Origin of the sequence: Sphingomonas sp. CCH5-D11, from assembly GCF_001557395.1 — a bacterium.
In the GTDB taxonomy this organism is placed as follows: domain Bacteria; phylum Pseudomonadota; class Alphaproteobacteria; order Sphingomonadales; family Sphingomonadaceae; genus Sphingomonas.
Genome location: NZ_LSKH01000203.1, coordinates 1 through 16,969 on the forward strand (window position 1 = coordinate 1; position 16,969 = coordinate 16,969).

The 16,969-nt window shown below is 65.4% G+C and carries 18 protein-coding genes; 9 read left to right on the plus strand and 9 right to left on the minus strand.

The window, feature by feature from the left end:
• Both AX702_RS12345 and AX702_RS12350 read left to right on the plus strand, forming a co-directional pair.
• Positions 1–1,202: flagellar hook-length control protein FliK (locus AX702_RS12345; protein WP_231731835.1), on the plus strand; the 1,202-nt coding region annotated here is incomplete at its 5' end.
• A gap of 11 nt (positions 1,203–1,213) precedes the next feature.
• Positions 1,214–1,882: a flagellar hook assembly protein FlgD gene (locus AX702_RS12350; protein ID WP_066779962.1), complete on the plus strand. Its 669-nt coding sequence runs from the start codon at positions 1,214–1,216 to the stop codon at positions 1,880–1,882.
• Between the two features lie 86 nt (positions 1,883–1,968).
• On the opposite strand, the gene AX702_RS22915 is transcribed toward AX702_RS12350, so the two are convergent.
• From AX702_RS22915 to AX702_RS12380, 5 genes are all read right to left on the minus strand, one after another.
• Complete coding sequence (locus AX702_RS22915) at positions 1,969–2,613, minus strand: flagellar basal body-associated FliL family protein (protein ID WP_066779963.1); 645 nt, start codon at positions 2,611–2,613, stop codon at positions 1,969–1,971.
• 1,020 nt (positions 2,614–3,633) lie between these two features.
• Positions 3,634–4,743, minus strand: coding sequence for a flagellin (locus tag AX702_RS12370; protein WP_156455474.1), 1,110 nt, complete (start codon positions 4,741–4,743; stop codon positions 3,634–3,636).
• Positions 4,744–4,754: 11 nt separating this feature from the next.
• Complete coding sequence (locus tag AX702_RS12375; RefSeq protein WP_331710397.1) at positions 4,755–6,500, minus strand: FlgK family flagellar hook-associated protein; 1,746 nt, start codon at positions 6,498–6,500, stop codon at positions 4,755–4,757.
• Positions 6,497–6,808: a flagellar basal body protein gene (locus AX702_RS23875; protein ID WP_331710398.1), complete on the minus strand. Its 312-nt coding sequence runs from the start codon at positions 6,806–6,808 to the stop codon at positions 6,497–6,499. The genes AX702_RS12375 and AX702_RS23875 overlap by 4 nt, the downstream gene beginning before the upstream one ends.
• Before the next feature lie 74 nt (positions 6,809–6,882).
• Complete coding sequence (locus AX702_RS12380) at positions 6,883–8,184, minus strand: flagellar hook protein FlgE (protein WP_082746236.1); 1,302 nt, start codon at positions 8,182–8,184, stop codon at positions 6,883–6,885.
• Positions 8,185–8,367: 183 nt separating this feature from the next.
• Between AX702_RS12380 and AX702_RS12385 the strand changes: the two genes are divergently transcribed.
• The 6 genes from AX702_RS12385 (at position 8,368) to AX702_RS22095 (ending at position 13,134) form a co-directional block, all read left to right on the plus strand.
• Positions 8,368–8,760, plus strand: a complete 393-nt coding sequence (locus AX702_RS12385; RefSeq protein ID WP_066779971.1) for a flagellar biosynthesis repressor FlbT — start codon at positions 8,368–8,370, stop codon at positions 8,758–8,760.
• Positions 8,761–8,769: 9 nt separating this feature from the next.
• The gene (gene fliI / locus AX702_RS12390) at positions 8,770–10,095 is read left to right on the plus strand and encodes a flagellar protein export ATPase FliI (RefSeq protein WP_066779973.1); all 1,326 of its coding nucleotides are present in this window, start codon (positions 8,770–8,772) and stop codon (positions 10,093–10,095) included.
• Positions 10,092–10,550: a hypothetical protein gene (locus AX702_RS12395; protein WP_066779974.1), complete on the plus strand. Its 459-nt coding sequence runs from the start codon at positions 10,092–10,094 to the stop codon at positions 10,548–10,550. Before fliI ends, AX702_RS12395 begins: the two co-directional genes overlap by 4 nt.
• On the plus strand, positions 10,547–11,491 hold the full coding sequence (locus AX702_RS12400; protein WP_066779976.1) for a hypothetical protein: 945 nt from the start codon (positions 10,547–10,549) through the stop codon (positions 11,489–11,491). Before AX702_RS12395 ends, AX702_RS12400 begins: the two co-directional genes overlap by 4 nt.
• A 296-nt stretch (positions 11,492–11,787) precedes the next feature.
• Positions 11,788–12,825 (plus strand): RNA polymerase subunit sigma-70, encoded by a 1,038-nt coding sequence (locus tag AX702_RS12405; RefSeq protein ID WP_066779978.1) that lies wholly within the window; start codon positions 11,788–11,790, stop codon positions 12,823–12,825.
• Between the two features lie 156 nt (positions 12,826–12,981).
• The gene (locus AX702_RS22095) at positions 12,982–13,134 is read left to right on the plus strand and encodes a hypothetical protein (RefSeq protein WP_156455475.1); all 153 of its coding nucleotides are present in this window, start codon (positions 12,982–12,984) and stop codon (positions 13,132–13,134) included.
• Between the two features lie 496 nt (positions 13,135–13,630).
• Here AX702_RS22095 and AX702_RS12410 read toward each other — a convergent pair whose 3' ends face one another.
• The 4 genes from AX702_RS12410 to AX702_RS12425 form a co-directional block, all read right to left on the minus strand.
• Positions 13,631–14,122 carry a MotE family protein gene (locus AX702_RS12410; RefSeq protein WP_331710399.1) on the minus strand — a complete coding sequence of 164 codons (492 nt, stop codon included), beginning with the start codon at positions 14,120–14,122 and terminating at the stop codon, positions 13,631–13,633.
• A gap of 65 nt (positions 14,123–14,187) precedes the next feature.
• A complete protein-coding gene (locus AX702_RS12415; protein WP_066779982.1) occupies positions 14,188–14,532 on the minus strand; it encodes a DUF6468 domain-containing protein in 345 nt (114 codons plus the stop codon).
• The gene (gene fliM / locus AX702_RS12420) at positions 14,529–15,554 is read right to left on the minus strand and encodes a flagellar motor switch protein FliM (RefSeq protein WP_066779984.1); all 1,026 of its coding nucleotides are present in this window, start codon (positions 15,552–15,554) and stop codon (positions 14,529–14,531) included. The genes AX702_RS12415 and fliM overlap by 4 nt, the downstream gene beginning before the upstream one ends.
• Positions 15,551–16,075 (minus strand): flagellar basal body-associated FliL family protein, encoded by a 525-nt coding sequence (locus tag AX702_RS12425; RefSeq protein WP_066780016.1) that lies wholly within the window; start codon positions 16,073–16,075, stop codon positions 15,551–15,553. The genes fliM and AX702_RS12425 overlap by 4 nt, the downstream gene beginning before the upstream one ends.
• A 131-nt stretch (positions 16,076–16,206) precedes the next feature.
• On the opposite strand from AX702_RS12425, the gene AX702_RS12430 reads away from it, so the two are divergent.
• Positions 16,207–16,950, plus strand: a complete 744-nt coding sequence (locus AX702_RS12430; protein ID WP_066779986.1) for a flagellar hook-basal body complex protein — start codon at positions 16,207–16,209, stop codon at positions 16,948–16,950.
• Positions 16,951–16,969: the final 19 nt, after the last annotated feature.

Genomic DNA, 16,969 nt, shown 5'->3' on the forward strand with positions numbered 1-16,969 from the left:
CCGCCACAGAGGGACCCTGCCTCATTAACACCATACCCGCGCCCGGCGGCCAAGTGCCTTGCCGGGTCGAGCCCGACGCGGATCTTCGCCTCACGGAGGCGCCAGCCGTTTCCGAGGATGTGACCGTCACCACCGGGCAACCGCGCAGGGAGCGCGACGCACCCGGCATCGATCGCCGCGGCGTGAAAGCCAGAACGACAGAGTCGGTGCTGCCTCGCGCCCACCCCATGCGGTCGATGGCAGCCGTGGAGCAGCAAGTCAGGTTGGCGCCCGCAGCATCGTCAGCGAGCGAAGGGCCACTTGGCCACCTTCCCGCCGCCGCCATCGCCTCCGAGCCTGCGTCTCGCGAACAGACGCGTGAGGAGCCCGAAGGTAAGGAAGCGCTGCTGACATCTCCGCTGAACCTGCCCGAACAGGCCACGACCGCTCCCCTCCCCATTGGCGCTCGCGCGCTGCACCTTGATGTCGCGCCACCCGCGCCCGATGCGATCGCCGACCCGATGACGCGGGCGGTCGGAGAAACCGTACCGTCGCGGGGTGATGGAGCGGCTGATACCCCCGACCTGCGCTCTGCGCCGATCACCGCCGGCACGCCTGCCACTACGTTCGACGCCCGGCAAGCGGTCGCTGGCGACACCGCCACACCCGTGACGGAGGGCAGCTTCACACAATCCGTGCAGGCGCCCGCTGCTGCGCCGGAGGCCAGCAAGACGCTCCCAGCAATCACCGCCGCTCCGCGCTTATCGGCAGAGCCGGCGGTTGACGCCCGCACCGATCAGATTGGCCGCGACATTGGAGTCGCCATCGCAAGGCGGATCACGAACGGGGGCGAAGAGCTTACCATCCGCCTCAATCCCGGCGAGTTCGGCAAGATCGAAGTGCGCATGGCATTCGACGAGGGCGGGACGCTGCGTGCGGTGGTCGCCGCCGATCGCGCAGACGCGCTCGACCTGCTCCGCCGTGACACGGCCGACCTTAACCGAGCGATGACCGACGCCGGTGTCCGCACCGATCAGCAGAGTTTTCGCTTCGACACCCGCGCCGGGAATGGCGAAGCCCAAGGCTTCTGGCAGCGTCAGCAGCAGCAGCAGCAGCGCCAGCAGGCCGGCGACTTCACCGACGGAACCAAGGGCGCGGTCTTCGTTCAGGAAGCCGCTTATCACCCGCTCCGGACCGCCGGACGCATCAACTTGATGGCTTGAGGATACAGCCCATGACCAGCATCGCCTCCACCAACGCCACCTTGCCGGCCGCCGCTCAGAGCGCGGCGCTGGCCAAATCGTCTGCCGATTTCAACATGTTCCTGAAACTGCTTACGACGCAGATGCAGAACCAGGATCCGCTCGATCCCATGGAAACGTCCGAATACACCCAGCAGCTGGTGCAATATTCGCAGGTCGAACAAACGATCCAGCAGACGGAGACGCTGAAGAGCATCCTGTCGAGCCTCAGCACCCAGGACATGGCGCAAGCATCAAGCCTGATCGGCCGTGACGTCGTGTTCGCCTCGGCGCAATCCGGACTGACCGCCGCCACGCCGGCCGCCTGGAGCTACCAGGCCGAGCGGCCGATTACCTCCTTGGTCGCGACGATCAGCGATGGATCCGGCAAGGTCGTGGACACGCGCACGATCACCGTCGAGGAGAAGAGCGGCCGCTTCAGCTGGGATGGCAATGCGACAACGGGGGCGAAGCTGCCGGAAGGCCAGTATGCGCTCGCCCTCCTCGGCAGGGACAATGCCGGCAACGACGTGAAGGTGAACGTCAACAGCATCGGCAAGGTGCGGGAAGTGACGACCGCGTCCGGGGTCATCAACCTGGGCGTCAACGGCATCGAGCTGCCCGCTTCCTCGCTGGTGAAGGTCGCACAGCCGGACGAGTGATAGTCTCGGCTCGAACCAGCAGAGAAAGGGCGCGGTGATCGGGGAGATCGCCGCGCCTTCGTTTTACAGCGGCATTGCGCCTCGGATCACATCCTTGTCGCCGCCACTTGCGTCACCAGCACGCGCTGAACGCCGGCTTCGCGCTGCAGCGCTTTCTGGAGATCGCCGGCAAGCTGTTCGACGTTCACCGGCATCATCGGGGAGGCATAAAGGCGCCCGAATTCCAGTGCTGCCGCCAGCGTCGATGCACGCACCACCGGAAGCTTCGCGGTTAGCGCCTCCGCAGACGTCGCATCGCTGGCCTCCAGCACCAGTGTCAGGCGCAGTATGCCGTCCGCGCGTGCGCCATCGACGATCGGCACCCGGATCTCCTCCAACGAAACGAGATGCAAGGCCGCCCCACCCCCGCCCGCGCCACTGCCGCTGCTCGAGGCAAGCGCGTTGGTCGCCGGAACGGCAGAGGCAAGCGAGGCCACAGCAGCAATCGTCAGGATACGCACCACGCGGTTTCTCCAGAAGTGGCGGCGCCGATCAGCGGAACGAAGCGCCATCCCTCTATAATAGAGGAAACTTGCGCACCGGAGGCGATGTTGAGCCACGATCAGAAGCCAGAACGCATCCGCGTCGTGAGCAGCGGGACGCGTGCTCCCGCGCGACGTCATGATGATGCACCGGCCGTCATCGAAGGCGTCGTAGGCACCCGCAGTCTTGATCCCGGGGCTGGCGTTCACGCGGTCGCTCCGTCGGCTAAGCGCAGATCGTCGGTGATGCTCGGCCTCCTTTTCATCCTTGGCTGCGCGGCCGGAGGCATTGGCCTCACCGTGTCGAGGCTGATCTGATGAAGCGGGGCGCATTGCTGGCCGCCGCCGCGATGATCGTGGGCGCGGCACCGGCACCACAACTCGCCACGTCGACGCCATCGCCGGTGTCCGGATCGCCCCCGCCGCTGCCATCGGCCCGCCTGCCGGGCTTTGCCGCCGCCCTTGCCGAGCAGCCGGTCCCGTCCGGGCCAGATGCCTGGACGGCCATCCCGGACGAACAGGCCTGGGCAACCCTCGCGGTGGCGGATCGCGATCATCGACAGTCCGCCCGATGGACTTATGCGCGAAGCCTGCTGGCCGCGAACCGCGGGCCCGAGGCGCTGGGCGTGCTGGAGGTCATGCACCAGGACGATCCCGACCTCTCGCTGGTCCCCGCCTATCAACTGGCGCACGGAATTGCTCTCTCGCTGTCAGGTCACGGAATTGATGCGCTCGACGCCCTGACCGGGCAGGCGCTGACGCAAAATCCCGAGGCTTGCCTGTGGCGGATGCACGCATTCGCCCAACACGATCTCCCGCACGAAGCGATGCGCCAGTTCAACTGCAGCCTTCCGGCGCTGAACGCGCGATCCGGTGCGTCTCGCGCGCCCTTCGTGCTGTCGGCCGCGCGGGCTGCAATCATGATCGGCAAGCCTGCTCTCGCGCTCAATTGGTTGCAGCAGGTGCCCGATCGGCTCGCCGCCGCCAATCTGCTGCGGGGCAAGGCCCTTCTGGCTCTGAACGAGGCGCAGGCGGCACGGCTCCGCCTTGCGCGGGTGGAGAGAAGCGGCACGGCCGAAGAGCGAATGGACGCGAAATTGAGCGCGATCGAGGCCGCTGTCGCCAACAGGACCCTGCCAGCCGCAACGGCGCTTCGGAAGCTCGACGGTGTTCGCTTTTCCTGGCGTGGTGGCGAGATCGAGGAACGCGCGCTTCGCCTGACCGCACAGATCAGCGATCAGGGGCGTGACCTCCGGCGCTCGCTGGAAGCTGGAGCCACCCTGGTGCGCTATTTCGAGCTCTCGGGATCCAATGCCGCTCTGCTTCCGGCGCTGCGCGCCCGCTTGGCGGCCGCGCTGGCGCCGGGAACCGGGCTGCCGATCGAGCAAGCCGCAGGACTATACTGGGACTTCCGCGATCTCGCCCCCGCTGGCGCAGAAGGCGACTTGCTGGTCGCCCAGCTCGCCAAAGCTGGCCAAACACGAAATAGCTCGCCTGAAGCGTCGCTTTCTCCTGTGCCAGATTGATCGCCACCTGACCCAGATCGGCATCCTCGTTCCGGCTGATGATGTCCTTCAGCAGCAAGGTACGCTGTTCTGCCCGCACCCCCAGCGTCTCGACCTGCGCCTGCTTGCGCCCGACTTCGCCGTTGATCTCGCGCACGCTCGACAATGCCGAACGCAGTTCGTCGCCCGCCTGATCGAGTGCTGCGCGCTGCTGATCGGTTGGCATGTCGCCAATCTCTCCCGCGGCCGCAAGCGTGCGAAACGCCTGAAGCAATCCGCTGCCGAGGTCCCTGGCCGTCACGCCATATTCCATGTCGAGATTGTCGGCGACCCTGGCGGAGGCGCGCACGTCGTCGTTGCCAAACGCGTCCTGCAGCGGTGTCGACAGCGCTTCCTTGAGATTCTTCGGGCGAAAGGGCTCCTCGGTCTGCGATCCCGCAAACAGCGGCAGACCGCCCTGCGAGGCGTTCAGCGCGGTGCGGATCTGCGTGAAGGCATCCTCGATCGCCTGCTTAAGTCCCGTGCTCTGGTTGGTGCCAACGGCCTCCATGATGCTCTGGGACAATGCCTGACCGGCTTCTTCGATGCTGCTGATGTTGGCGTCATAGAATGACAGCGTGGTGGAAAGCCGCGTGGTGACCACGCCATGCGCCTCCTGCGCGGCAACCAAGGTCCGAGTGGACAGGTTACGCACTGCCTCGGGCCCAAGCGCCGCCAGATCGGTGGCCTTCTTGCCGGAGGCGAGCTGTAATTGGGTGACGGCCAGCTTCTGCTGCGAACGCTGGATCGCGTCCGACATGGTGCGCTGGAGCGGAATGGTGGCGACGCGGTTCATGAAGGATATCCTCAGCGGATCATGCCGAGCAGCGTGTCGTACATCTCACTGGCAGTGGTGATCACGCGCGCGGCGGCGGAATAGCTGTTCTGGAACACGACCATTTGGGCCAGCTCCTCGTCGATATTGACGCCCGCATAGCTATCCCGGCGGTTGACGGCATCGTCGCGGCGCGTCGCAGCGGCGGTCAGCGCGCTGGCCGCCTGCGCTGCCTGCGTTCCCGCCCGGCCAAGCAGCAGGCTGGAGAAGCGATCAAGCGTCACCACGCCGTCCTTGCCGAGGTCCTGCGCCTTTCCCAGCTGCTCGGCAAAGGCGCTCGCGCCGCGAATGTCCGCCGCACCGAGCGCCCTCTGACCGACACTTGCCTCCGCCTGAAGACAGGCAAGCGGCAGCTTGCCGGCATTGGTGAGGATCTCTGGGCGGACTTCGCCACTTGCCAACCCGCTTGCCGCCCCGCTGAGCGACGAAAGCGCCGAGAAGGAATGCCCCGTGCCAAGCCGATTGGTGGAATCGGACGGGATGGAAAGCGTCGCGCCTGGCACGGCAGGATCTGCCTCGAACCGAAATCGGCCACGCTCGTCCAGCGCAAAGGTGCCGAACTGGCCAAGCGGGCTGGCGTTCAGCTCCGTCAGCACATCGCCGAAGGTCGAGCCGCCCGATCCGGTCAGCGTGTGCCGGGTCAGCACCCGGCCAGTGGAGTCGCGCAGCACGATCTCCGCCGTCTCGCCGGGGCCGAAGCCATGTGGATCTTCAGCGACGAAGCCGGAAGGGCCAAGTGTGTTGCCTTCGCTCCGGACAAGGTCGTTGAGGCCGAAATATTGCGAGAAGCCCAGCCCGCCGCGCGACGACGGCGCGTTGGCATCCTGCGCCACCACGATGCCGGCACCGGTGGCGTTCGCCCGGATCGACAGAATACCGTCCACGAAGCTTGCTGTGCCATTCCCGCCCAGTCCGGCATTGATGGCGGCAACCGCATCGTCCACGCTCGCACCGGCCCCAAGCGCACCGAAATCGATCCGCGTGTTGGCTAGCAGTGTGCCATCGGCGCTGGCGACGGCAAAGATTGCAGCGCCTGTGAAACCCACCCGGTCACTGCCAACAAGGGCAGTGGAACGCCCGTCGAGCCGCGCGGGCGGCGGCACGGTGGTGCCGGCGTTCGATACCGCGTTCAGTGTTTCTGCCATGCCGGCAAACAGCGCCCCGAGCTTTTCGGAAAACTCGGGCAGCGCCCGATCGCGCATGTCGAGAAGACCGCCAAGCTTCCCGCCAACCGCGGGAGAATCAATCTTTTCGCCGGTAGAGGCGCCTGGCTGGGCGGAGGCATCGGCGAAGCGCACATCGATCACCGGATAGACCGGCTGCGAAACGCCATCGCCGGCAATCGGATAGGAAAGCTGCCGGAGCCTCTTGTCCAGCAGCACGGTGCCCGATGCGGTTTCCAGCGTCATCTGGCCGTCGGGCTGCTGCCGAACGGTCAAATTCATCAGGGCGCTGAGCTCCTCCAGCGCGGTCATCCGCTGGTCCTCGACGCCCGCAGCGCTGCGCCCCGTGCCGGACAGGCGCGCGACGCTCTCGTTCAGGTCGTGAACCTGTTTGAGAAGCCCGTTGATCCGGTCGATGGAATAGCCGACCTCCGCCTCTACGTCACCGCGCAGGCTGCCGACGTCCTTGTCGAGCTGCTGCAGGGTGGTGATCGCGTCCTCCACGTTGGAGGTGAACACCGCTGCGCTTTCCACCGACCCGGGCGCCGCCGTCATCGCGATCGCCGATGACGCAATCGCGTCGAGCCGCGCGGGGAGGCCCGACGCCTCGCCAGGTGCGCCAGCAGGGATTGCAGCCGATCAAGATAGCTTGCGCTCACGTCTGCCCGGCCCATGTCGCCGGCGCGGCGATACACGGTGCTTTCCAGGAAACGGTCGGCGACCCGGCTCGGTTCGCCCGCGATCACGCCATTGACACTGCCCGCCGTCACGCCGGTGGAGATTTCCACGCGTTGGCGGGCATAGCCAGGCGTGCTCACATTGGCGACGTTGTTGGATACGGTCCGCAATGCGGCCTGGGACACGCCCAGCCCCGATAAAGCCGATCCAAGTATTTCGCTTAGTGACACGCCCGACTACCTCCGCCCAACCAGGATGATCAACGCTTCAGGTTGCTGACTTCCTGCAGCATGTCGTCCACCGTGGTGATGATCTTGGAAGACGCGCTATAGGCACGCTGGAACCGGATCATGTTGGTGAACTCGGCTGCGAGGTCGACGTTGGATGCTTCCAGCGCCCCCGCCGAGATGCTGCCCGACCCGAAGGTGCCCGGCGGGTTGATCGCGAAATTGCCCGACGCGTCGGATACGGCATAGCCGTTGCCCGGCAGACGGGTCAGCCCGTCCGGGTTCGGGAAGGTGGCAAGCGGCAACTGAAACACCGCGCGCGCCGTGCCATCTTCGAAGATCGCGCTGACCTTGCCGGACGACGAAATGTCGATCGACGAGATGTTGCCGAGCAGCCCGCCGTCCACGGCGGACGTGATCAGCGCGGACTCGCTGCCGAACTGGGTCAGCCCGTCCAGGCCGCCGTCGGCGCCGAGCTCCAGCGAGATCGGCACCGATCCGGCGCTATTGGTCCAGCCCGGCGTGATCTGGTCGAAGAGCGCTGGCGTCGATCCGGCGCGATCCAGGCTGCCGTCGGCGTTGAAGCGGATGGTACCGCTGGCCAGAAGGCCGCCAGCAGCCGTCACATCGGCCGCCGGATCCGAGTAGACTTCCGCCTGCCATTCGTTCGGACCGCTCTTGATGAAGCCCAGCGTCACCCGGTGCGGTCCCCCCTGTGCATCGAAAATGTCGACCGAACGGGAGAAGTGCGGGGTGACTGCGCCCGATGCAATGTCCCCAGTCGCATAGCCACCGGCATGAACCTCCTGCGTGGAAGCCAGGTTGGCGCGCATCTGGATCTTGGTCGTCGGCGCGGCGGTGCCGGTCAGCTCGCTCAGGCGAACTGGCTCCAGCGCGTTCAGATTACCGGTGTTGGTGTAATTGCCCGTAGCATCCAGGCGCCAGCCCTGCAGGTAATAGCCGCTCGTGTTGCGCAGAAAGCCGGCGTCATCCGGCTTGAACGATCCCGCGCGCGTGAAGGCGGTCTCGCTGTTCGCGCCGGGGCCGCTGCGGGTCACGAAAAAGCCGCCGCCTTCGATCGCCAGGTCGGTGTTGCTGCTTGATGCCTGCAAAAGCCCCTGCTTCGAGATCAGCGACTGGGGCGCCGCGGCAACGCCGCCCGCCGAGTAATTGCTGCGCGCGTTGCCGTCGGTCACCAGCGTGCGGAACTGGGTTTCGACGCCCTTGTAGCCGATCGTGTTGATGTTGGTGATGTTGTCGGCAACGCCAGCCATCGCACTGGCTTCGGCGCTCAGACCGGAAACGCCCGAATAAAGAGCGGAATAAAGGCTCAACTTCAATCTCCCGCAGGAATGGCATCGGCTTCCCGGATGCCTGCTCCTGCCATCATAGGATGATGTTGCGCGGTCCGGCCTCGGCTCCGGAGAAATACTGCAGCCGGCAATTTTTGCCGGGCTAGGTGCCCGCCGTCAGGCTTGCCTTTCTATAATTCTGGCACAGCCGGAAAGGATTGCTCAATGTCGCTGAAGATCACGCTGCGGGATGGCGAGAAGCTTGTCATCAATGGTGCAGTCGTGCGCTCTGTTGGTCGCACCGAGGTGCACGTGGAAAATCACGTGGCGATCTTGCGCGGTCGTGAGGTGATGAGCCCGGATGAGGCGACCACCCCGGCGCGCAAGCTCTATTTCGCTTGCATGATGGCCTATATCCAGCCGGAACAGATCGACCTGTACCGGGATCAGATCCTTGCTCTGCTGAGTGATCTGCTCGAAGCGCCGGAGGCCAAGGCGGCCTGCGCCAGCTTCGCGCGCAAGGTGGCGATGTCCGATTTCTATCGTGCGCTGGAGGAGTGCCGCGGCCTGCTCAGCTACGAAGCCACCGCACTTTCCCGCGATCCGCTGGCCGCCTGAGGGTCCGACGTGCAGACGCTCGCCTCCGCCGCCCGTGCGATCCGCGATCTGCCGCTTGAGCGGCGATATGGCCGCGTCGTTGCGGCACGCGGCGCGCTGATCGAGGTGGAAGGGCTGCGCGGGGCGGCGCAGATCGGATCCCGCGTGGCGATTTCCACGCCCGCCGGGCTGATCGACACCGAAGTGACCGGCCTAGATCACGCGCTTGCCCAATGCTTGCCGTTCAGCGATCCCCAGGGCGTCGCTTCCGGGGCCCGCGCTGAGCTTGCCGCAGGCCAGTTCGCCATTCGCCCGAGCGCTGGATGGCTCGGCCGCATGGTGGATGGTCTGGGCCAACCCCTAGACGGCAAGGGGCCGCTGGCGCCAGGCGCCGACCCGCGCCCGATCAAGGCCGCCCCTCCCCCTGCGGCAAGCCGCGCTCGAGTCGGCGAGCGGATCGAAACAGGCGTGCGCGCCCTTGACGTGTTCGTGCCGCTCTGTCGCGGACAACGGCTCGGCCTGTTCGCCGGCTCCGGCGTCGGCAAGTCAGTTCTCCTGTCGATGCTGGCGCGCTGGACGGCCTGCGACGTGGCCGTGATCGGCCTGATCGGCGAACGCGGACGCGAGGTTCAGGAATTCGTCGAGGACGATCTCGGCGCGGAGGGGCTCGCGCGCAGCGTGGTCGTGGTCGCCACCTCGGACGAGCCGGCGCTGATGCGTCGCCAGGCCGCCTGGACGACGCTGGCGATCGCCGAACATTTCCGGGATCAGGGCCTGAATGTCTTGTGCCTGATGGACTCCGTGACCCGCTTTGCCATGGCGCAACGTGAGATCGGCCTCGCCAGCGGCGAGCCGCCGGCAGCAAAGGGCTATACGCCGACCGTCTTCGCCGAACTGCCGCGCTTGCTGGAGCGGGCCGGTCCTGGCCTGCCGGGGCAAGGCTCCATCACTGGACTGTTCACCGTGCTGGTGGACGGTGATGACCATAACGAGCCCGTTGCCGATGCGGTGCGCGGCATCCTGGATGGCCATGTGGTGATCACCCGGCGCATCGCGGAACGCGGCCGCTATCCCGCAATCGATCTGTTGAAGTCGGTCTCGCGTACGCTGCCGCATTGCCAGACGGAGGCGGAGAACGCTGTTCGCCTCGGCGCCCGGCGTATCCTGTCTACTTATGCCGACGTGGAGGAACTGTTCCGCCTAGGCGCGTACAAGGCCGGATCCAATCCGGAAGTGGATGATGCGATCCGCCTCGCGCCCGAGATCGAGGCGCTGCTGAAACAGGGCAAGCAGGATCGGGGCGAATGCGCGGCGTCCTTCGCGGCGCTCGCCGAGATGATGAAGCCAGGTGAATGAAGACCCCCTATGACCCCGCCCTTCGCGTCTTGCAGCGCGAAATGGATGACATGCGCGCTTCGATCGGCGTCGCGGCCGATCAGCTTGCCCATCTCGAGCGGCACCGCGCGGCGATCACGGCGTCGATTGGAAGCGAGCAGATGCTGGCATCCAGCGACTGGTCGATGCCCGCGACCGCCTATTTCAGCCGCGCCCGGGCGGAGCGAAAGCGCCTCGCGCATGATGCCGCCGCGGCCAGCACCCGGCTGGCCGCGCTGCGGGACAAGGCCGTCGAAAGCTATGGCTCGCTGCGTGCCGTCGAAACGGCGGCGGATGACTATCGCGAGAATGCGACCCGCGCCCTCGCCAACGCCGATCAGGCACGCATCGACGATTTCGCGTCGGCTCGGATCGCACGGCAGCTTCGCCACGCGCGCCGCCCGCCCCTTTCTTCATCCGCTGGAGACGCGGCATGATCTCTCAACTTGATCTGCGGCAGATGTCCGCCCCGCAGAAGGCTGAGCTGATCTACGGCGAAGCGCGGTCCGCCATCTCCGACCGTCTGTGGCGCGCCGCGCTGGGCGACACCGATCGGCCGGCTCTGGGCGGCGAAACCAAGGCGCCGACCAGCCTGGGGCTCGACTCCCTGCTCGCGATGTTCGAGGGGAAGCCCGCCTCCGCGCCCAGCGCGACCGGCTTCACCTTCCGAAACAAGGTCCTGGAGTCCCCTCGCACCGATCTTCTGGCAACGGAAAAGGGCCCGGAGATCTGCTCCGCCGGCCTTGGCGCAAACGCCCGGCACCTCCCGGCGCTGCAACGCGCGGCGGCTCGCACCGGATTGCCCGCGACTGCCCTGGCGGCGATCGTCAATGCCGAAGCGGGCAAGGGCCGGGACGGCGCCTGGCAATGCTATTCCCGCAATCCGCGCTCCAGCGCCGCCGGTCTGGGTCAGTTCCTGAGCGGCACCTGGGAGCATATGGCGGAAAGCAAGGGAACCTGGCTGAACGACGTCGCGCGCGCGCGAGGCTGGCTGAACGACCGCGGCCAGGTGATGGCCGGCTGCCGCTCCCAGCTCCTGTCGCTCCGCTACGACGCCGAAGCGTCCATCAACTCCATCGCAGACTATGCGCGCAAAAACCTGGACGGTCTGCGCCGTGCTGGTGTGGCGACCGGCGGCAACGCCAAGGACATCGCCAAGGCCGCCTATATGGGTCATCACCTCGGCCTTGGCGATGCTATCAAGTTCATGAAGGACGGGCTCAACCCGGGTCGCGCGGCGACGCTCCTCAACGCTCAGATCGGACGTGGCAAGGCAGGGCAGCAGATCGCCGCTGCCGGCTGCGCCACCGCCGCACATCGCCAGTGGCTGCTGGCCTATGTGGATCGCAACGTGCGGCCTGATCGCTTCGCCGCGTGATTCCCCACCCTGGCGCAATTGGCGTGGGCATCGAACGGGCTACGTAGAAATACAATACTGACTTTCGAAGCAGTCCCTGAACTCCGCGTCTTAAATTGTGCTACAACTATTCTAGAGCAATCGGACGCATCTTCTTCTCACGTTCGAAACGGGCAGTTATAAGTATATCTCCTTAGCTCATAATGTTTTATACCTACGTCGAAGGTTTATCGGCGTTAACACCTTTGGCGGCAAAAGCACTCCCACAACGGAGCGACGGCACGGGCCGGGGCGCTCACCAAGGGAAGATGCTTACGATGTCCAAGATCACGATCGCGCTGGAAGCTGCCGTCGCCACCGTTATCGCGAACTCGCCCAAGGATGTTCGCCCCACCGCGCGTCAGCGGGCAAATGTCGACCGCGCCTTCGCCGACATTCTGAAGCTGATCGCGCCGCGCATCCGCCACTTTATCCGCCAATATGGCCTCGTGGCACATTGGGACGACGCGGAGCAGTGCTGCGCCATCGCGGTGCATCGCGCCATTGAAGCTTATGATCCCGCCAAGGCGCAGTTCACCACTTTCGTGAACTGGCAGCTGCGCGGTGAGCTGCAGAGCCTGCGTTTCCGCCTGATGATCGACCAGCGTCCCTCGGCGAAGAAGGTGGAGGCAACCACTGTCTCGCTGCACGCCCTTTCGATTGGTGCGGAGGGCGAAGAGGCCTCGCTGGAAAGCATGATCGAGGATGAAAACGCGCTGTCGCTCACCGAGAGCGCTGCATCGGATCATCTGGCCGGCGATCTGCGCTCGGCTCTGATCGGCCGCTATGTCGATCATCTCCGTCAGGTCGGCATGGATCAGCTCAAGCGCGCCGCCCGCGCGAAGCGTCCTGCGGCGGTTGCCCACGATCCTTCCCGTCCGCGTTTCAAGGCGAAGAACGACGGCGTCGATCCCGCCGACATCGCGGAGATGGAAGCTAAGCTCGCCGAACACGTGCACCTCGTCGAGCGCCGCATCTTCGACGACACGTGTCTCGATGATCTCGAGCAGGAGTTCGGCATCGCCAAGGAGCGTCTCCGGCAGACGGCGAAGCGTGCCGCCAAGACGATCGCGGATCTTGCCGCGGCCGAGCCGCACTTTGCATCCGACCTTGGCCGCAAGCTTCCGCAGCGCCGCCGCACCACGCGCGTCCCGGCGCAGCCGACCGTCACCATCGTCCCCGACGCGCATGCCGCGCACAACCAGTTGACCACTGTCGTGGCGATCACGCCGGAGACGATGGAAAACGTCGGCGACGGAATCGAAGCCGGCCTGGTGCAGGCGTGCCCGGCCCTGATCAGCGAAACGCTCAACTGAGCGCGCGCTGATCGGCGCCCGTGAGCCGAGACCCAACCTTCAACCACGGCCGCGACGCGCGGCGCAGCGGTTGACCGCTCACATCGCAAAGTGGATTTCCGTCGCTCCCTTCATGGGTGCGGCTATGTGCTGGCGATGACGTGGATAGGGCTAGCAATGGGCGCAGCGTTGCTGTGGAGCGCTGTATTCAGCTTCCCCTATTTGCAACGTCAGTTTGGCGGCACTGTTCGGGGCAATGCGATCGCGGGCCTTGTCACATGGCTCGCGACCATGGCGCTGCTCATCCTCATGTCCTTTGCGGAGCAATGAGGCGTTCCAAGCGGTTCTGAAGCCAGCAGTAGAGACGCGGGACGGCTGGCCAGAACGGCTGGCCAGGTCTGCTATTCCGGCTTTCCCGCAAAGCCTCGCGAGCTCATGGCGCGGGCATGATCCCGGGCGTAACGCTCCAATCCCCCCACAATGAACCGAGCTTCAGCGCCACACCCTCCGGCGAGACGCGGGCCGGCTGCCCCCCGCGCCGCAGAGCTCCCGTCGCGAGCGACGGTGCCTGCCTTGTGTCGTATCGACCATCTCGCAAACCGCTGCCCGATTACGCATCGGCCGACCGCGCCGGGCTTCGTCTCTGTCGGCACTGGCATCAGCCATTGCAACGGAAAAGCGGCCTCACGGCGATATGTCCCTTGCGAACGACGCGCCCTGGATTACGCGTCCACTAAGGGCACGATCCGACCCGCTTGATCTCACGTTTAGAAGGTCCGGGCTCCACATAGACAGCCGCGCCTGCACCTCCACCGCACAACCGCAGTCAGCGCATGGCGCTCCGCGGCGACTGCGACCCCGTCATTGGTCGAGTGAGTGACCTGGCCGGCGCACCGCGACGCGCCAGCGCCATGCTCAGCGCGGCCGCCCCCTTCGGGGTCATGCTGGCGAGGATCATCGCGGTCGAGCGCTCGCGCATCTTCTGCGCGACCTTCATCTGGACGTCCATTTCAAGCTGCTCAAACACGATCGCCGCCTTGGCGGGCTTCATCGCCTGGTAAATGCGGGCGAGTTCCTCGAACTGGTCGGCCTCACTTGCGCCCTTCGCCTCCGCCGGCGCAGCGGCAGCCGCACTTTTGGCCTGCTCACGCTGCGCCAGATCGGCCTTGATCCGTTCCTCGGTGGCGCGCGCCGCTTTTTCCCTCAGGTCCAGCGTACGCGCGCGTCGCGCCGCATCCTGATCGCGCCGGCCCATATCCTGGGTGATGGCGGATCCAAGCCGTGTCTTTGGCGCCGTCACCTCAGACGCGATGCTCACGCCCTGCGCGAATGTCGAGAAAGATGCGGCTGCCGCTGTCATCATCAGCATCGATGGCTTACCGATCACGCCGCCACCTCGGCCTGCTCACGCGTGGCATTGGCCGCACCCGCTGCTTCGACCAGCCGTTCGGCAGAGGCGTTGGCGATCCCGATCATCACGCTCAGCTCCTCGGCAATCTCCTTGCCGTTCGCCAGTGCCCGCCCGCTTGCCGCACAATCGTGCAGCGTTTCGCGAAGCTCGGACAGGACGACACGCGCCTGGGCCGTGGACTTGTCCAGCGCGCTGACGACTTCGGTCAGCGCGCCTTCCTTCACCGCCCGCAAGCTGCGCATCATGCGCACGCTTTGCACCAGCACGGCCGAGCAGAAGATCATGGTGGCAACGCTGGTCAGAATCTGAAAGCTCATTTCCGAAAACCCTTGGCTATGTCCGTCACCAGTCGGATTGCGACATTGTTGCACCGCTGCCCGACATGGGCGCGGGCGAGCGGAATGCCGCCGCATTGAAGTTCAAGCGGTTCACCCGGGGCCTTGTGGAGCGCGATCGTCTGGCCGATCTTCAGGCCGCGCACCCCGGCCAGCTCCATTATGGTTTCGCCAAGGACCACGTCGATCTGCAGCTCGGTCTGCCGCATCGCGGATGCCATGTGCGCTTCCCAGATGTTGTCGCGGCCCAGCTTCTCGCCCATGAAACGTTGGCCCAGCTTGTGCCGCACCGGTTCGATCGTCGCATAGGGCAGCAGCACGCTGAAGCGGCCCCCGCGCCCTTCCATGTCGACGCGGAAGGTCGCCACGGTGCAGATGTTGGTTGGCCCGGCGATTGCCGCGAAGCGCGGGCTGGTTTCGATCCGCTCCAGCTTCATGGTGTTCGGCGTGATCGGCTGCATCGATGCGCTCATGTCCGACAGCGCGAGCTGCAGCATGCGCGACACCAGATTGGTCTCGATGGTGGTGAAGCCCCGTCCATCGATCACCGGCGAAGCGCCGCCCTGACGGCCGCCCAGCAACGCATCCACCACCGCATAGATCAGGCCGGAATCGACCGTGATCAGGCCGTAATTCTCCCATTCCTCCACGCGGAAGACCCCGATCATCGCGGGCAGCGCCACGCGATTCATGAAGTCGCCGAAGCGGATCGACGTGATCTCATCGATGCTCACATCGATCGCATCCGTCGTCAGGCTCCGCATGGAGGTGGCGAAGCTGCGGATCATGCGATCATAAACGACTTCCAGCATCGGCAGCCGTTCGTGGCTGATGATATTGGACTCGATCACCGCCTTCAGCCCGCTTTTTGGCGCGACCGGCTGCCCCACGTCACCGAAGAGTGCATCGATGCCGGCCTGATCGAAGGCCAGGTCGCCCTCTGGCGCCAGCACGGGCGGCTCGGGCAGATCGAAGTCGTCCAGCTCCTGGAATTCCCCGCTCATTGCTGGATCAGATCCTGGATCAGGACGTCCTTCACCTGCCCCCGCCCCAGCACGTCGCCAGCGCGGACCAGCATCTCTTCCTTGATGCGATATACGGCGGCTGACCCTGCCAGATCCTCTGGTCTTAGTTCCCGCAGGAAAGGCTGATAGGCATCCAGGATCAGCGGCAGCTTGATCTTGATGCCTTCCGCCTTGTCGGCGCTGGCAGGCACCAGCATGAAATGAAGCTTGATGAAGCGGGCCGCACCATCGGCGCTGCGCAGGTTCACCACCATTGGTGGCACGTCGACGAACTCGGCTTCGGCGCTTTCGCTCTCGCCGTCGCCTGCCTCAGCGTGATCGGCAGCGGCGGCTTGCTCGCCATGCCCCTCCGCCTGCGCGCTGCCACCCATCACGGCGTAAGCGCCGCCACCACCGCCGAGCAAAAGAAACGCGCCAGCCGCAGCAATGATGATCTTCTTCTTGCCGAACCTGCCGGACGTTTCCGACGCAACAACAGTCGCCTCTTCCTTGGCTTTTATCGACACGTGCTGATCCTCGTGATTTCCGCGCCGTCCGAGCCCGGCCAGCGATTTCCCTTCTATTATAGGACGGTGGCCCGGCAATTTTTGCCGAGCGGCAGGATCATGCAGCTTTTTTCAAAGGGCGAGAGATGGATATCTCCTCCTATGTTTTGTTGAGCCATGAGCAGGCGTTGCGACGCCGGCTGGACGTTGCGGCCAACAACATGGCGAACATGAGCACGGTGGGCTTCAAGCGCGAACAGCCGGTGTTCCGCGAATATGTCGAGCCAACCGGCGACACGGATGTAAAGGCCGCACGGAACACCAGCTTCGTGCTCGATTTCGGTGCCATTCACGACACCGCCGCAGGCAGCTTTCAGCCTACGGGCAACCCGCTGGACCTGATGATCGATGGCCCAGGCTATCTGGCGGTCGAAACGCCGGAGGGAGACACCGCTTATACCCGCGCCGGGTTCGTCAAGGTGCTGGAAAGCGGCGATCTCGCGACTGCCGGGGGGCAGCGCATTCTTGGCGAAGGCGGCAACCCGATCAACATTCCGCCCGAGATGCAAGGCCGGCTCACGCATGGCGCCGATGGCAGCGTGATCGGCCCGGATGGTCCGCTGGGGCGCATCGCCGTGACAGTCTTCGAGGACGAGCGGGCGCTGAGCCCGCGCGGCGACGGCATGATGACCGGTGATGGCGCACGTGAGCTGCCTGCGGCCGAAACGAAGCTGAAGACGGGCGGGGTCGAGGGCTCCAATGTCCAGGCCATCGTGGAGACCACGTCGATGGTCGAGATCCTGCGCGCCTACCAGACCAGCATGCGCATGTCCGAGGCACTCAACGACATGCGCAAGACTGCCATCGACAAGCTCGGCCGCGCCAGCTGATCCCTAACATTCAACCGAA

Bases quoted from the DNA above. Each gene is read 5' to 3' on its own strand.
- AX702_RS12350 (WP_066779962.1), top strand. From the start codon at position 1,214: ATGACCAGCATCGCCTCCACCAACGCCACCTTGCCGGCCGCCGCTCAG.
- AX702_RS12370 (WP_156455474.1), bottom strand. From the start codon at position 4,743: ATGAACCGCGTCGCCACCATTCCGCTCCAGCGCACCATGTCGGACGCG.
- AX702_RS12375 (WP_331710397.1), bottom strand. From the start codon at position 6,500: ATGACGGCGGCGCCCGGGTCGGTGGAAAGCGCAGCGGTGTTCACCTCC.
- AX702_RS12385 (WP_066779971.1), top strand. From the start codon at position 8,368: ATGTCGCTGAAGATCACGCTGCGGGATGGCGAGAAGCTTGTCATCAAT.
- AX702_RS12395 (WP_066779974.1), top strand. From the start codon at position 10,092: ATGAAGACCCCCTATGACCCCGCCCTTCGCGTCTTGCAGCGCGAAATG.
- AX702_RS12400 (WP_066779976.1), top strand. From the start codon at position 10,547: ATGATCTCTCAACTTGATCTGCGGCAGATGTCCGCCCCGCAGAAGGCT.
- AX702_RS12405 (WP_066779978.1), top strand. From the start codon at position 11,788: ATGTCCAAGATCACGATCGCGCTGGAAGCTGCCGTCGCCACCGTTATC.
- AX702_RS22095 (WP_156455475.1), top strand. From the start codon at position 12,982: ATGGGCGCAGCGTTGCTGTGGAGCGCTGTATTCAGCTTCCCCTATTTG.
- AX702_RS12415 (WP_066779982.1), bottom strand. From the start codon at position 14,532: ATGAGCTTTCAGATTCTGACCAGCGTTGCCACCATGATCTTCTGCTCG.
- fliM (WP_066779984.1), bottom strand. From the start codon at position 15,554: ATGAGCGGGGAATTCCAGGAGCTGGACGACTTCGATCTGCCCGAGCCG.
- AX702_RS12430 (WP_066779986.1), top strand. From the start codon at position 16,207: ATGGATATCTCCTCCTATGTTTTGTTGAGCCATGAGCAGGCGTTGCGA.